Raw genomic sequence first — 13,923 nt, 5'->3', positions numbered from 1 at the left:
CGGACGATGCCGTCACTGGCGCCTGCGCCCGCAAGCCGGGAATGCCGGAAATACCCGCAGCCTTCAGTGGCCGCCGCCCTCGACGCGGGCGCGGATCTCGCGCGCGGTCTCGAGCAGGCCCTGGTAGCCGGAGCGCGCGTGCTCGGGCAGGTCGGGGTCGCCGATCAGCGCGCCGAGCGTCTCGATCACGCTGAACAGCAGGCCCCTGGCCGCCCCGCCGGCAATGCTGTTCTGCTCGACCGCGGTGTTGATGTGGTCCAGCGCGTCGCTCAGGTGCTCGACGGTGGGCGATTGCTGCGGATCGGTCTTGGGAGAATGGTCGGACGTCATGGTTGGTGGCCTTGTCTGGAGCGCGTGATTCTATCTATTCTACGCGCCGCATTCCCCGGGACCTTGTTCCGGGACAGCGAAAAGCCGGATCGCAGGCACTTTCGCGGTGTGCTCGGTAATTCATACGCGAATCATGCGCGAGCCATATGCGAAGGCCGCGCGCGATTGAGAAAAGCTCTCGCGCCCATTAATACAATCACTCCACGGCACCGGCATTCCCGGGCAGAATGTCCCCCAAGTGCCACCGTGCCGGCAAGGCTTCGCGCCATGTACGGCAACGCACCGCCAGCCTGCCGGGGCCGCTATTGAATTCCAGGCAACTGGTAACATATCAGCAACATCCGCGTTGGCCGGCCATCCCGTCGCTCGGGACTGCCGGCACCGGGTAAGGCGCCCGCCCACGGGCATGCGCAAACTCGTGTAATGTAGCGGTTCGGCAAATCCCGCCTTCAAAATCAACAGAGCGAAACCAGAGGTTTTCCGCCATGAGTGAACAAATCAAGTATGTGAGCGACGCCTCCTTCGACGCCGACGTGCTCCAGTCCGACAAGCCTGTCCTGCTCGACTTCTGGGCCGAATGGTGCGGTCCGTGCAAGATGATCGCCCCGATCCTGGACGAAGTGGCCAAGGACTACGGCGAGAAGCTGCAGATCGCCAAGATCAACGTCGACGAGAACCAGCAGGTGCCGGCCAAGTTCGGCATCCGCGGTATCCCCACGCTGATCCTGTTCAAGAATGGCGCGGTGGCCGCGCAGAAGGTCGGCGCGCTGTCCAAGTCGCAGCTGACCGCATTCCTCGACGGCAATCTGTAAGACGATTGCGCGGGGCGCGGCGCCACCAGGCGCGGCCCCGTTTGTCGCCACAATCCGACGTGCGTGCGCCAGCCCTGGCGCACCGGCCGGATTGTGCTAAGATGGCACCAACAACTTCCCCGAGCGTCCGCTCATTTCTTCCCCCCTCTTTAGGTCCAGCCCGTCCGGGCGCCTCTGTACCCCTCGTCTATGCACCTGACAGAACTCAAATCGCTTCACGTGTCTGCGCTTCTCGAAATGGCCGCGACCCTCGAGATCGACAACGCACAGCGGATGCGCAAACAGGAACTGATGTTTGCCATCCTGAAGAAGCGCGCCAAGCTGGGCGAAACCATCTTTGGCGACGGCACGCTGGAAGTCCTGCCTGACGGATTTGGCTTCCTGCGCTCGCCCGAGACGTCGTACCTGGCGAGCACGGACGATATCTACATCAGCCCTTCGCAGATCCGCCGCTTCAACCTGCATACCGGCGACACCATCGAAGGCGAGGTGCGGACCCCCAAGGACGGCGAGCGCTACTTCGCGCTGGTGAAGGTGGACAAGGTCAACGGCCAGGCGCCCGAGGCGGTGAAGAACCGCATCATGTTCGAGAACCTGACGCCGCTGCATCCGAACCGGCCGCTCACGCTCGAACGCGAGATCCGCGCCGAGGAAAACATCACCGGCCGCATCATCGACATGATCGCGCCGATCGGCCGCGGCCAGCGCGCGCTGCTGGTGGCCTCGCCGAAGTCGGGCAAGACCGTGATGCTGCAGCACATCGCCCACGCGATCGCCAACAACCATCCGGAAGCCGACCTGTTCGTGCTGCTGATCGACGAGCGCCCGGAAGAAGTGACCGAGATGCTGCGCTCGGTGCGCGGCGAGGTGGTGGCGTCGACCTTCGACGAACCGGCCATCCGCCACGTGCAGGTCGCCGAAATGGTGATCGAGAAGGCCAAGCGCCTGGTCGAGCTCAAGCGCGACGTGGTGATCCTGCTGGACTCCATCACGCGCCTGGCGCGCGCCTACAACACGGTGGTGCCGGCCTCGGGCAAGGTGCTGACCGGCGGCGTGGACGCCAACGCGCTGCAGCGCCCGAAGCGCTTCTTCGGCGCCGCGCGCAACCTGGAGGAAGGCGGCTCGCTGACCATCATCGCCACCGCGCTGATCGAGACCGGCAGCCGCATGGACGACGTGATCTACGAAGAGTTCAAGGGCACCGGCAACATGGAAGTGCACCTCGAGCGCCGCCTGGCCGAGAAGCGCGTCTATCCGTCGATCAACCTGAACAAGTCGGGCACGCGCCGCGAGGAGCTGCTGATCAAGCCGGAAATCCTGCAGAAGGTGTGGGTGCTGCGCAAGTTCATCTCCGACATGGACGAAGTGCAGGCGATGGAATTCATCCTCGACAAGATGAAGGCGACCAAGAACAACGCCGAGTTTTTCGATATGATGCGCAGGGGCGGCTGAGCGCTGGCCATGCCGCGCGCGGTGGCTCGCCACGGCGCGCGCGTATCGCGCAGGAGGGCGTGCCACGGCACGCCCTTCTTGCTTTGCGGCGCGCTACGAGCGCGACCTACGAGCGCAACCTGTCGGCGAAGCACGCAGTCCGAAGAACCAGGCAGGAGAACCATGTTCGGCAAACTCAGCCACTTCCTGCGGGGCCGCTCGCGCGAGCGCAAGCTCGAGCACTACGCCATCCCCGACGCATTGTGGGCGCACACCGTGGCGACGCTGCCGTTCGTGCAGCGCTACGGCGCCGCCGACCTCGCCACGCTGCGCGAGCTCGCCACGCTGTTCATCGCCGAGAAAGAATTCTCCACCGCGCACGCGCTGCCGCTGGCCGACGAGATGGTGGCCAGCGTGGCGACGCAGGCCTGCGTGCCCATCCTCAAGCTCGGCATCGAGTGGTATCGCGGCTGGCGCGGCATCGTGCTGTATCCGGGAGAGTTCATCATCCGGCGCACCGTCGAGGACGACATCGGCCTGGTGCACGGCGTGGTCGAGGAAGCCAGCGGCGAGGCCTGGGAGCACGGCCCGGTGATCCTGTCCTGGCCCGACGTGCAGGCCCCCGGCGCGGGTGCGGGCGCGCATCACGCGCATCACGCGCACCCCGACGACAGCTACAACGTGGTCATCCACGAGTTCGCCCACAAGCTCGACATGCTCGACGGCGAGCCGGACGGCGTGCCGCCGTTCTCGCGCGTGCTGCACCCGGGCGTGGACCGCGAGCAGTGGGCCGAGACGCTGCTGGGCGAATACGACCGCTTCGCCGATGCCTGCGACCGCCAGTCCGACCATGCCTGGGACCATCCCGAGCGGCTGCCGCCGGCGCTGCGCGTGATCGATCCCTACGGCTGCGAGGCGCCGAGCGAGTTCTTCGCGGTGGCATCGGAGACCTTCTTTGTCGAACCGGCCGGGCTGCGCAGGCACTGGCCGGCGCTGTATGGCGCATTGGCCACGTTCTACCGCCAGGACCCGGCCGCGATGTGACGCATCTGGCCTATTTCCGGGCGCCCGGCCGACACTGTCGGCACGCTCGCAAATCTTGCCCATGTTTTTGTTTTTCTGCGATAATCCCGGTTTGTCCGTTATCGGCAAGTGGTTCGTTCGCCGCAACACTGCCAACCGGTTCGACCGGAACCCCGGAAACCCCGGCAGCGGCAGCGCGGCATGCAGCGGACTGGCTACCCAACCTGAAAGGAAGCACCATGAAAGAAGGCATTCACCCGAATTACCGCGAAGTCGTGTTCCACGACGTGTCGAACGACTTCAAGTTCGTGACCCGCTCGACGATCCAGACCCGCGACACGATCGAATACAACGGCAAGGAATACCCGCTGGCGAAGATCGAAGTCTCGTCGGAATCGCACCCGTTCTACACCGGCACCCAGAAGATCATGGACACGGCCGGCCGCGTCGAGAAGTTCCGCCAGAAGTTCGGCAGCAAGCTGGGCAAGGCCGCGGCGAAGTAATTCGCTGCGCGAGCCTGCTCGCAGCCCGGCCTCGGACGATGCTCCGGCGCCGCGCACCCAAGCAAAGAGGCAGCATCGGCTGCCTCTTTGCTTTTGCGGCCCGCGCCGCCCGGCCCTGCTTCCGCTGTCTTTGCGGCGGTCGTTCCGGCAGCTGTTCCGGCAGTCGTTTCAGTAGTCCCTTTTGCAGTCCCTTTTGCAGTCTTCGCGCCCCGCGCGCCGGCGACAGACGCAGCCAACCGCAGGCGCCCGCCCGGCCGCCACCCAGCCCTACCCATCGATGAGCGCAGCCAAGACCTCCCGAGTCCACCTCACCGCAGCCGCCACCGGCACGCTCCCGCGCGCGCTGCTGCTGGCCATCTGCATCATCTATGGCCTGGCCGGCCTGTTCGGCCGCGACCCGTGGAAGAACGAGGACGCGGCCGGCTTCGGCGTGATGTGGCAGCTGGCCACCGGCGGCGCCCAGGACTGGCTGATGCCGAACATCGTGGGCCGCCCGTACAGTGACGACGGTCCGCTGGTGTTCTGGGTCGGCGCCGCCATGATCCGCCTGTTCGGCGGCTGGCTGGGCGCGCCCGACGCCTCGCGCCTGGCCACGGCGCTGTTCTACTTCGGCACCTGCGCGCTGATCTGGTATGCCACCTACCTGCTCGGCCGCCGCGCCGAGGTGCAGCCGTTCGCCTACGTCTTCGGCGGTCAGCCCAACGCGCGCGACTACGGCCGCACGCTGGCCGACGGCGCGCTGCTGATCTTTCTGGCCTGCGTGGGCCTGGCCATGCGCGGGCACGAGACCACGCCGCAGGTCGGCCAGGTCTGCTTCGTCGCCATGAGCCTGTACGGCATGGTGCGCAGCCTGGACAAGCCGCTGCAGGGCGGGCTCTGGCTCGGCGCCGGGCTCGGCGCGCTGACGCTGTCGAGCGGGCCGATGCTGCCGGTGGTGCTGCTGCTGGCCGTGATCGCCTGCGGGCTGGCCTGCAGGCCGCTGCCGCTGCCGCGCCTGCTGCTGGCCAGCGTGCCGCTGGCGCTGGCCCTGGTGGCCGCGTGGATGGCGGTGGCCTACCTGGGCGCTGCCGACCACAACGACGCCGTGACCTTCATCCGCGAGTGGTCGCGCGACGACCGCCGCACCTACGGCGCGCCCAACGCGCTGGCGCTCAACTTCATCGCGCGCAACCTGCTGCTGTTTACCTGGCCGGTGTGGCCGATCGCGTGCTGGGCGTGGCTGAGCTGGTCGGGCATGCGCCGCGCGCCGCATGTGGCGCTGCCGCTGTCGCTGCTGGTGCCGCTGGTGCTGCTGCTGTTCCTGCTGCGCCAGCCCGGCGACGTGCAGTTCATCCTGCTGCTGCCGCCGATGGCGGTGCTGGCCGCCTTCGGGCTGCCCACGCTGACGCGCGCGGCCATCAATGCGATCGACTGGTTCGCGCTGCTGTTCTTCACGATCTTCGGCGGCTTCGTCTGGTTCATGTGGATCGCCCGCACGACCGGCCAGCCGCCGCGCATCGCCGCCAACATCTACCGGCTGCTGCCGGGCTTCCAGCAGGACTTCACCGTCAGCGCGGTGGTCTACGCGCTGATCGTCACCGCGGCCTGGGTGCTGATCGTGCGCTGGCGGCTGTCGCGCGCGCCCAAGCAGATCTGGCGCCCGGTGGTGATCTCGGCCGCCGGCACCACGCTGATGTGGGTGCTGGCGATGACGCTGTGGATGCCGTCGATCAACTACGGCAAGACCTACCGCGACGTGGCGCAGGCCGCGTCGATGGCGCTGCCGGCGACCTACAACTGCGTGCAGCCGATCCGCATGGGCGACGCGCAACTGGCCTCGTTCGCCTACTTCGGGCACATCCGCTTCGGCGGCCCGAGCGACGGCTGCGACATCCTGCTGCGCCACGATTCGGTGGACTACGGCGAGCCGACCAGCATCTCGCATTTCGAATGGCGGCTGGTCTGGGAAGGCCGCCGGCCGTCGGACCGCGACGAGCGCTTCCGCATGTACCGCCTCGTCGATATGTCGAAGGCGCCGCCGCCCAAGCCGGTCCTGCCGCAGCGCCGCCTGCCGCGCCGCTAGGACGCGCCGGCGGGACGTACCAACGGGGCGTGCCGTCACAACCGACGCGGACAATGCGGACAACACGCACTCAACAGCCACAGCTATCCGGCAGCGCCGCGGCGCGCCGGCCCATCGGATGAAACTGCTGCAGGATATCCGCCGCATCGGCGAACTGGCCGCGCCAGTCCTGGTCGGCCAGCTCGCGGTGATCGCCTTCGGCGTGATCGACACCATCATGTCCGGGCGCGCCTCTGCCACCGACCTCGCCGCCGTGGGGCTCGGCGGCTCGATCTACGTCACCGTCTACATCAGCCTGATGGGCGTGCTGCAGGCGCTCGCCCCGATCGCCGGGCAGTTGCACGGCGCGGGCCGCGCGGCGGAGATCGGCAGCGAAGTCAGGCAGGCGGCGTGGCTGGGCGTGGCACTGGCGGTGCCGGGCATGCTGCTGCTGGCCTTTCCCGGGCCGTTGCTGCAGTTCGCGCAGGCGCCGCCCGAACTGGTCGAGAAGGCCACCACCTACCTGCACATCCAGGCCTTCGGCCTGCCCGCCGCGCTCGGCTTTCGCATCTACTCGGCGCTGAACAACGCGCTGTCGCGGCCGGTGATGGTGACGGTGCTGCAGATCGTCGGGCTGGCGGTGAAGATCCCGCTCAATGCCTGGTTCATCGACGGCGGCCTCGGCCTGGCGGCGATGGGCGGCCCCGGCTGCGCGCTGGCCTCGACGCTGATCAGCTGGATGTGGTGCGTCTCCGGCGTGCTGATCCTGCGGCGCAACGCGGCCTACCGGCCGCTGCAGATCTTCTCGAGCTGGGCCTGGCCGCAGGCGCGGCCGATCCGCGCGCTGCTGCGCCTGGGCGTGCCGATGGGCCTGACCTACCTGATCGAGATCACCTCGTTTACGCTGATGTCGATCTTCATCACGCGCATGGGCACGGTGGTGCTGGCCGGCCACCAGATCATCGCCAACCTCGGCGCGGTGGCCTACATGCTGCCGCTGTCGCTGGCGATCGCCACCTCCACGCTGGTGGCCCAGTCGATCGGCGCGCGCGACCTGCCCGCGGCGCGCCGCATCGCGCGGCGCGGCATCTGCCTGGCGGCGCTGCTCGCCGTCATGGTCGGCAGCCTGCTGTGGATCCTGCGCGAGCCGCTGCTGCACGCCTACGCCAAGGACCCGGCGGTGGTGCGGGCCGCCCTGCCCCTGATGCTGTTCATCGCGTTCTACCAGGCCTTCGACGCGGTCCAGGTGATGACCGCCTTCATCCTGCGCGCCTACAAGATCGCGCTGGTGCCGACGCTGATCTACGCGCTGTCGCTGTGGGGCGTGGGGCTGGGCGGCGGCTACGTGCTGGGCTTCGGCCTGATCGGCTCGCTGCCGGCCCTCACGCGCGGCGCGGCGGGCTTCTGGCTGGCCAACAGCGTGAGCCTGGCGCTGGCCGCGACGCTGCTGGTGCGCTATTTCGTCACGGTAAGCCGGCGCCCGCAGGACTGAAGCCGGCGCCGGGATAATCGCTCGCCGGCGCGCCGATAATGCGCCGCGGCGGTATCCGGCCAGCGAGGCGGGCGATTATCGAGGCACGGCCGGAGCGAATACCGCGAACGCATGCCGCGGCAGGAAATGCAGCAGGAAAAACCGAAGACGGGAAAATGCGGGCGGAAAAAGAAAAACCCGCATGGCATAACCATGCGGGTCTTGATTTGGCGGAGTGGACGGGGCTCGAACCCGCGACCCCCGGCGTGACAGGCCGGTATTCTAACCAACTGAACTACCACTCCAATACTTCTACTTGCTGCCGGCAGCGATGCCGCCGACGACAAACCGGACGTTTGGTTACGTCCGTTATCTGGCGTCCCCTAGGGGATTCGAACCCCTGTACTCACCGTGAAAGGGTGATGTCCTAGGCCTCTAGACGAAGGGGACAGAAACTTGTCTTCCGACTTGTTCCGTCTGGCGCGGCGAATATCCGGATAATCCGGTCTTCACCACACCGGGAAGTTTCGCCATGACCGCAATCGAAACTTCCGGCATTTTGGTGGAGCTAAGCGGGATCGAACCGCTGACCTCTTGCATGCCATGCAAGCGCTCTCCCAGCTGAGCTATAGCCCCAAGGCACTACGTTACTGCTGATTTACTGCTCCAGCTTGCTGCTGCTGTCGTTTCGCGTTTGTTTCTTTGTTTCAGCGAAGACAAGATTATATAAACAACCTTGCTTTTTGACAACCCCTTTTTTTAACTTTTTTCAGCGATCCGCATTACTGCGGGAATTACTACTGTTCGCTGCCGTCCGTTAAGCCCGCTTGGTTTTTGTCCGCGCTGCAGGGAGAACGAGATTATGCTCAAGTCGCGGCAGGAGCGCAAGCCCCTTCCGCGACTTTCCGCAAAAAATTTCAGGCGAGGCCAGCTTGCAGCCGGCGCAGCACCGTTTCGCGGCCGAACAGCTCCAGCACCGCGTCGATGGCGGGCGTCTGCAACTGCCCCGCCACCAGCAGGCGCACCGGCATGGCCAGCTTGGGCATCTTCAGGCCGAACTCGGCCAGCACGGCCTTGAAGGCCGCGCCGATGTCCTCGCGCTTCCACTCGGCCAGCGCGCCCAGGCGCGCCGCCAGGGCCTGCAGGGCGGGCAGCACGTCGGCGTTGAGGTGCTCGGCCTTGAGCGCGGCGTCCGGCTGCGTCTCGCCGCGGTAGAACAGCAGCGCGGCCTGGGCCACGTCCTTGAGCGTGTTGGCGCGGTCCTTGACCAGGCCGATCACCGCTTCGAGGCTGGCGCCGCCTTCCACCTTGCCGCCCAGCGCCTCGATGAACGGCCGGGTCAGCGTGGCCAGGCGCGCGTTGTCGCCCACCTTGATGTAGTGGTTGTTGAGCCAGGCCAGCTTTTCCGGGTTGTACTGCGCCGGCGACTTGCCCAGGTGCTCGAGGTCGAACCACTCGATGAACTGCTCGCGCGAGAAGATCTCGGCGTCGCCGTGCGCCCAGCCCAGCCGGGCCAGGTAGTTGAGCACGGCCTCGGGCAGGTAGCCTTCGTCGCGATAGCCGGTCACGGGCATGGCGCCGTGGCGCTTGCTCATCTTCTCGCCCTGCTCGTTGAGCACGGTCGGCAGGTGGGCATAGACCGGCGGCGTGCCGCCCAGCGCGCGGATGATGTTGATCTGGCGCGGCGTGTTGTTGACGTGGTCGTCGCCGCGGATCACGTGGGTGATCTTCATGTCGAGGTCGTCGACCACCACGCAGAAATTGTAGGTGGGCGTGCCGTCGGGGCGGGCGATCACGAGGTCGTCCAGCTCGTCGTTCGCGATCTCGATGCGGCCCTTGACCGCGTCGTCCCACACCACGCTGCCGCCGATCGGGTTCTTGAAGCGGATCACCGGCTGCACGCCGGCCGGCGGCGCGGGCAGCACCTTGCCCGGCTCGGGGCGCCAGAAGCCGTTGTAGCGCGGCTTCTCGCCGCGCGCGCGCTGGGCCTCGCGCAGCGCGTCGAGTTCCTCGGTGCTCATGTAGCACGGGTAGGCCAGCTCGCTGTCCAGCATCTGCCTGACCACCTCGCGGTAGCGGTCCATGCGCTGCATCTGGTAGTAAGGGCCTTCGTCGATGTCCAGATCGAGCCAGGCCATGCCTTCCAGGATCACGTCCACCGCTTCCTGGGACGAGCGCTCGACGTCGGTGTCCTCGATGCGCAGGATGAAATCGCCCTTCATGCGGCGCGCGAACGCCCAGGGGTAGAGCGCGGAGCGGATGTTGCCGAGGTGGATGAAGCCGGTGGGGCTCGGCGCGAAGCGGGTGCGGACGCGTTGTGTCATGTCGGAGCGAAACAAAAAAGCCCGCGCGCGGATGCGCGCAGGCCGGGGTGTAGGATCGCCGCATTATAGCAAGCGGGGGCGCGCCGCCCGGCCCCGCCGCGCGCCGGGTGCCGCCGCGCGTGGAATCATTTATGCTTTGCCCGGTCTGAAATGCTGCCGCGCCAACGCGGCGCCGGCGCCGGCGGCACATTCGCCGCGGCACCGCACCGGCTGTGACGGCCGCGGCATTTCCCCTTCCCTCACGGATCCATGCAACGACGCCATTTCCTCGGCGCGGGCGCGGCAGCGCTGCTCGCCGCCTGCTCTTTCGGCCCCAAGCCCGGGACCCTCACCGCCCAGCCGGAAGCGCCGGCAGCCGCGCCGCCAGCGCCGCCGCGCCCGCTCAAGATCGGCCTGGCCCTCGGCGGGGGCGCCGCGCGCGGCTTCGCCCATATCGGGGTCATCAAGGCGCTGGAAGCGCAGGGCATCCACCCGGACCTGGTCGCCGGCACCAGCGCCGGCGCGGTGGTCGCCGCGCTCTATGCCTCGGGCATGAGCGGCTTCCAGCTCAACAAGCTGGCGCTGACCATGGACGAAGCCGCCATCGCCGACTGGGCCCTGCCCTTCGGCACCCGCTTCGGCGGCTGGCTCAAGGGCGAGGCGCTGCAGAACTACGTGAACAAGCTGGTCGGCAACCGCCCCATCGAGGCCATGAAGCTGCCGCTGGGCATCGTCGCCACCGACCTCAAGACCGGCCACGGCATCCTGTTCCGGCGCGGCAACACGGGGCAGGCGGTGCGCGCCTCCAGCAGCGTGCCCGGCGTGTTCCAGCCGGTCTCGATCCAGGGCCACGATTACGTCGACGGCGGGCTGGTGGAACCGGTGCCGGTGGATTCCGCGCGCGTCATGGGCGCGGACTTCGTGATCGCCGTGAACATCTCCGCCGACCCGTCCAGCCAGAAGAACGGCGGCCAGAGCGGCGTGCTGCTGCAGACCACCGCCATCATGGGGCAGTCGCTCAACAAGATGGCGCTGGCGCGCGCCGACGTGGTGATCCGCCCCGACCTGCCCGACATGGGCGGCAGCGACTTCACCGCGCGCAACCGCGCCATCCTGGCCGGCGAGCAGGCCACCGCGGCCGTGCTCGCCAGCCTGCGCGACAAGCTCGCGCAGGCGCGGCTCAAGCCCGCCGGCGCGGTGGCCGCGCAATAGCGGAAACCGATCGCCGCCCGTCCGCGCGGCAAACCCACCGCGCCATCGACGAGACCAACGGCCCGGCCTTCACGGACGGCGAGGACGACGCAAACGAAAAAGGACTGCCGAGGCAGTCCTTTTTTCATCCGGTCCGGGCCGAGATCAGCCGCCGTAGAGCGTCCGGTTGCCGGCGTTCGGATCGAAGCGCTTGAGCGTCTCGACCATGTTGCCGAGGTTGTCCGCGCCGACGCCGCCCTGCAGGTTGTCGTCGATGCGGCGCGCGCCGTTGTAGCGCGTGACCCAGTACGAGGCGCGCATGTCGTCCACGCGGATCTTGCTGCCGGTGGACGGCGCGTGCACGAACTTGTTGTCACCGATGTAGATGCCGACGTGCGAGAACGTGTGGCGCATGGTGTTGAAGAACACCAGGTCGCCGGGGCGCAGGTCGCTGGCCGCCACCGTGGTGCCGACCTGGCTCATTTCCACCGAGCGGCGCGGCAGCATGAAGCCGAACGTGTCGTTGAACACGTAGCGCACGAAGCCGCTGCAGTCGAGGCCCGATTCCGGGCTGTTGCCGCCGAAGCGGTAGCGCACGCCGATCAGCCCGAGGGCGTTCATGACGAGGTCGCCGGCCTTGCTGGCGACGTGGCTGGTGGAGCTCATCATCGAGGACAGCAAGCCGCGCTTGCCTTCCGGATGCGGGTCCGAGCTGAGCTCGCTACGCGCATCGATGCGGGCGTCGGGGTCCTTGAACACCGTGTCAGCCAGCACTCCATTCGACAGAGCAGCACCGCAGGCAATGGCAATTCCAACGGCGGCGCGCGCCAGGGAATGAAGTACCGTTCGCTGCATTGGTTCTCCTGTTCAATCGGTCTTGGCCTGGCCCGGGACGACACGCCGGGCCGGCTCGAATTCAACTGGGGTGATTTCCCCCGTGGGCGGCATGCAATAAGCAGACCAGCCGCTTATGTGATGCAAAACACTCGCGCCGCTCATAAGCGGCGCGCGAACCACCCCTGAAAATACTTCTCGCCGGATGGTATAAGGTTGTCACGCGCATGTCAAAGTGCGTTACAAAATCCCCCTAAAAGGCTTTGGAATCAAGCCCATACATCGGAAGTCGCATCTGCTTTCTTGTTTATCGTATGTCAGTCCCGAGTCAACCCGGTGACACCCCGGTTTCGGCTGCACCAATTTGCGGCCCGACCGGCTCGGGCGCACCAATCTCGGCCGCCAGCATCAGCTTGCGCGTATAAGCGTGCTGCGGCGCGCCCAGCACCGCCTCGGTATCGCCTGCCTCGACCACCTCGCCGGACTTCATCACGATGACGCGATGGGCCATCGCGCGGATCACCGCCAGGTCATGGCTGATGAACAGGTAGCTCAGGTTGTACTTGCGCTGCAACTGCGTCAGCAGCGCCAGCACCTGCTGCTGGATCGACACGTCGAGCGCCGAGGTCGGCTCGTCCAGCACCAGCACCTGCGGCTTGAGGATCAGCACGCGCGCGATCGCCACGCGCTGGCGCTGGCCGCCCGAGAACTCGTGCGGGTAGCGTCCCAGCGCGGTGCGATCCATGCCGACCTCGCGCAGCGCCTCGGTGACGCGCTGGCGCATGGCGTCGCGCGACAGGCCGGGCTGGTGCAGGGCCAGCCCCTCCCCCACGATCTGCTCGATGGTCATGCGCGGCGACAGCGAGCCGAACGGGTCCTGGAACACCACCTGCAAGCGCGAGCGCAGCGTGCTGCGCTCGCGCCGCGAGACCTCGTCCAGGCCGCGGCCCAGGAAGCGGATGTCGCCGCCGCTGCGCCGGGTCAGGTTCAGCACGGCGTGGGCCAGCGTGGTCTTGCCCGAGCCCGACTCGCCGACGATGCCGACCGTCTCGCCCTCGCGCAGCGTGAAATCCACGTCCTTGACCGCCGCGAACTGCTCGCGGCCGAACCAGCCGGCCATGCCGCGCTTCTTGCGCGCGTAGTTCACGCACAGCTGCCGGGCCTCCAGCAGCACCGGCGCCAGCGGCACCAGCGGCAGCACCTCGCGGCGCGGCCGGCTGTCGATCAGCTTGCGGGTATAGGGATGGCTTGGCGCGGCGAACACCTCGGCGGTCTTGCCGACCTCCACCAGCACGCCCTTCTCCATCACGCCCACGCGCTGGGCGAAGGCCCGCACCAGGTTGAGGTCGTGCGTGATCAGCATGACCGCCATGCCGAACTCGGCCTGGAGGTCGCGCAGCAGGTCGAGGATCTGCACGCGGATGGTGACGTCGAGCGCCGTGGTGGGCTCGTCGGCCAGCAGCAGCTTGGGCCGGCAGGCCAGCGCCATCGCGATCATGGCGCGCTGGCGCTGGCCGCCCGAGAGCTGGTGCGGGAAGCTGTCGAAACGGTTCGCCGCATCGCTGATGCCGGTGCGCTCGAGCAACGCCACGGCGCGCTCGCGCGCGGCGCGGCGGTCCAGGCCCTCGTGCAGCGACAGCGTCTCCACGATCTGGTTGCCGATCGTGTAGAGCGGGTTGAGCGCCGTCATCGGCTCCTGGAAGATCATCGCGATGTCGGCGCCGCGGATGCCCCGCATCTCGCGCTCGGACACCTGCATCAGATCGCGCCCCTCGAAGCGCACCGCGCCCTGGTAGCGCGCGTCCTCCACCAGCCGCAGCATGGCCAGCGCGGTCACGGTCTTGCCCGAGCCCGATTCGCCCACCAGCGCGAAACGCTCGCCGGCGCACAGGTCGAAGCTGACGTCGCGCACCGCGCGGGTGGCATCCTCGCCCTGGCCGAATGTCACCGACAGGCGCTCGATGCACATCAGCGGGCCGCCGCC

The 13,923-nt window shown here is 67.6% G+C and carries 11 protein-coding genes and 3 tRNA genes; 7 read left to right on the top strand and 7 right to left on the bottom strand.

Annotated features, from left to right (window positions below):
• Positions 1-63: 63 nt before the first annotated feature.
• Positions 64-330: a hypothetical protein gene (locus KF708C_RS22505; protein ID WP_059413338.1), complete on the bottom strand. Its 267-nt coding sequence runs from the start codon at positions 328-330 to the stop codon at positions 64-66.
• A 485-nt stretch (positions 331-815) separates the two neighbouring features.
• Here KF708C_RS22505 and trxA point away from each other — a divergent pair, with 485 nt between their 5' ends.
• The 6 genes from trxA (at position 816) to KF708C_RS22475 (ending at position 7,632) form a co-directional block, all read left to right on the top strand.
• Positions 816-1,142, top strand: coding sequence for a thioredoxin TrxA (gene trxA / locus KF708C_RS22500; protein WP_020202914.1), 327 nt, complete (start codon positions 816-818; stop codon positions 1,140-1,142).
• 189 nt (positions 1,143-1,331) lie between these two features.
• Entirely contained in the window at positions 1,332-2,594 is a 1,263-nt protein-coding gene (gene rho, locus KF708C_RS22495; protein WP_029043590.1) for a transcription termination factor Rho, read from the top strand.
• A 162-nt stretch (positions 2,595-2,756) separates the two neighbouring features.
• A complete protein-coding gene (locus KF708C_RS22490) occupies positions 2,757-3,617 on the top strand; it encodes a M90 family metallopeptidase (RefSeq protein ID WP_020202913.1) in 861 nt (286 codons plus the stop codon).
• A 218-nt stretch (positions 3,618-3,835) separates the two neighbouring features.
• The gene (locus KF708C_RS22485; RefSeq protein WP_020202912.1) at positions 3,836-4,099 is read left to right on the top strand and encodes a type B 50S ribosomal protein L31; all 264 of its coding nucleotides are present in this window, start codon (positions 3,836-3,838) and stop codon (positions 4,097-4,099) included.
• Positions 4,100-4,376: 277 nt separating this feature from the next.
• Entirely contained in the window at positions 4,377-6,161 is a 1,785-nt protein-coding gene (locus tag KF708C_RS22480; protein WP_059413337.1) for an ArnT family glycosyltransferase, read from the top strand.
• 118 nt (positions 6,162-6,279) lie between these two features.
• The gene (locus KF708C_RS22475) at positions 6,280-7,632 is read left to right on the top strand and encodes an MATE family efflux transporter (protein WP_059413336.1); all 1,353 of its coding nucleotides are present in this window, start codon (positions 6,280-6,282) and stop codon (positions 7,630-7,632) included.
• A gap of 207 nt (positions 7,633-7,839) precedes the next feature.
• Here the strand turns inward: KF708C_RS22475 and KF708C_RS22470 are convergent.
• From KF708C_RS22470 to gltX, 4 genes are all read right to left on the bottom strand, one after another.
• Positions 7,840-7,916 (bottom strand) — tRNA-Asp (locus KF708C_RS22470).
• Between the two features lie 69 nt (positions 7,917-7,985).
• Positions 7,986-8,061, bottom strand: a tRNA-Glu gene (locus KF708C_RS22465).
• 110 nt (positions 8,062-8,171) lie between these two features.
• Positions 8,172-8,247 (bottom strand) — tRNA-Ala (locus KF708C_RS22460).
• Between the two features lie 281 nt (positions 8,248-8,528).
• Positions 8,529-9,935 (bottom strand): glutamate--tRNA ligase, encoded by a 1,407-nt coding sequence (gene gltX, locus KF708C_RS22455; protein WP_059413335.1) that lies wholly within the window; start codon positions 9,933-9,935, stop codon positions 8,529-8,531.
• Between the two features lie 249 nt (positions 9,936-10,184).
• Here gltX and KF708C_RS22450 point away from each other — a divergent pair, with 249 nt between their 5' ends.
• Positions 10,185-11,126 (top strand): patatin-like phospholipase family protein, encoded by a 942-nt coding sequence (locus tag KF708C_RS22450; RefSeq protein WP_059413334.1) that lies wholly within the window; start codon positions 10,185-10,187, stop codon positions 11,124-11,126.
• Positions 11,127-11,270: 144 nt separating this feature from the next.
• On the opposite strand, the gene KF708C_RS22445 is transcribed toward KF708C_RS22450, so the two are convergent.
• Together KF708C_RS22445 and KF708C_RS22440 are read right to left on the bottom strand one after the other, a co-directional pair.
• A complete protein-coding gene (locus KF708C_RS22445; protein WP_029043588.1) occupies positions 11,271-11,960 on the bottom strand; it encodes a C40 family peptidase in 690 nt (229 codons plus the stop codon).
• Between the two features lie 307 nt (positions 11,961-12,267).
• A complete protein-coding gene (locus KF708C_RS22440; RefSeq protein ID WP_059413419.1) occupies positions 12,268-13,908 on the bottom strand; it encodes an ABC transporter ATP-binding protein in 1,641 nt (546 codons plus the stop codon).
• Between the last annotated feature and the right edge of the window lie 15 nt (positions 13,909-13,923).

It is taken from the genome of Cupriavidus basilensis, assembly GCF_000876015.1.
Classification (GTDB): Bacteria; Pseudomonadota; Gammaproteobacteria; order Burkholderiales; family Burkholderiaceae; genus Cupriavidus; species Cupriavidus basilensis_B.
The sequence above is the reverse complement of the archived record's forward strand: the minus strand, read 5'-3'. Positions and strand labels throughout refer to the sequence as shown.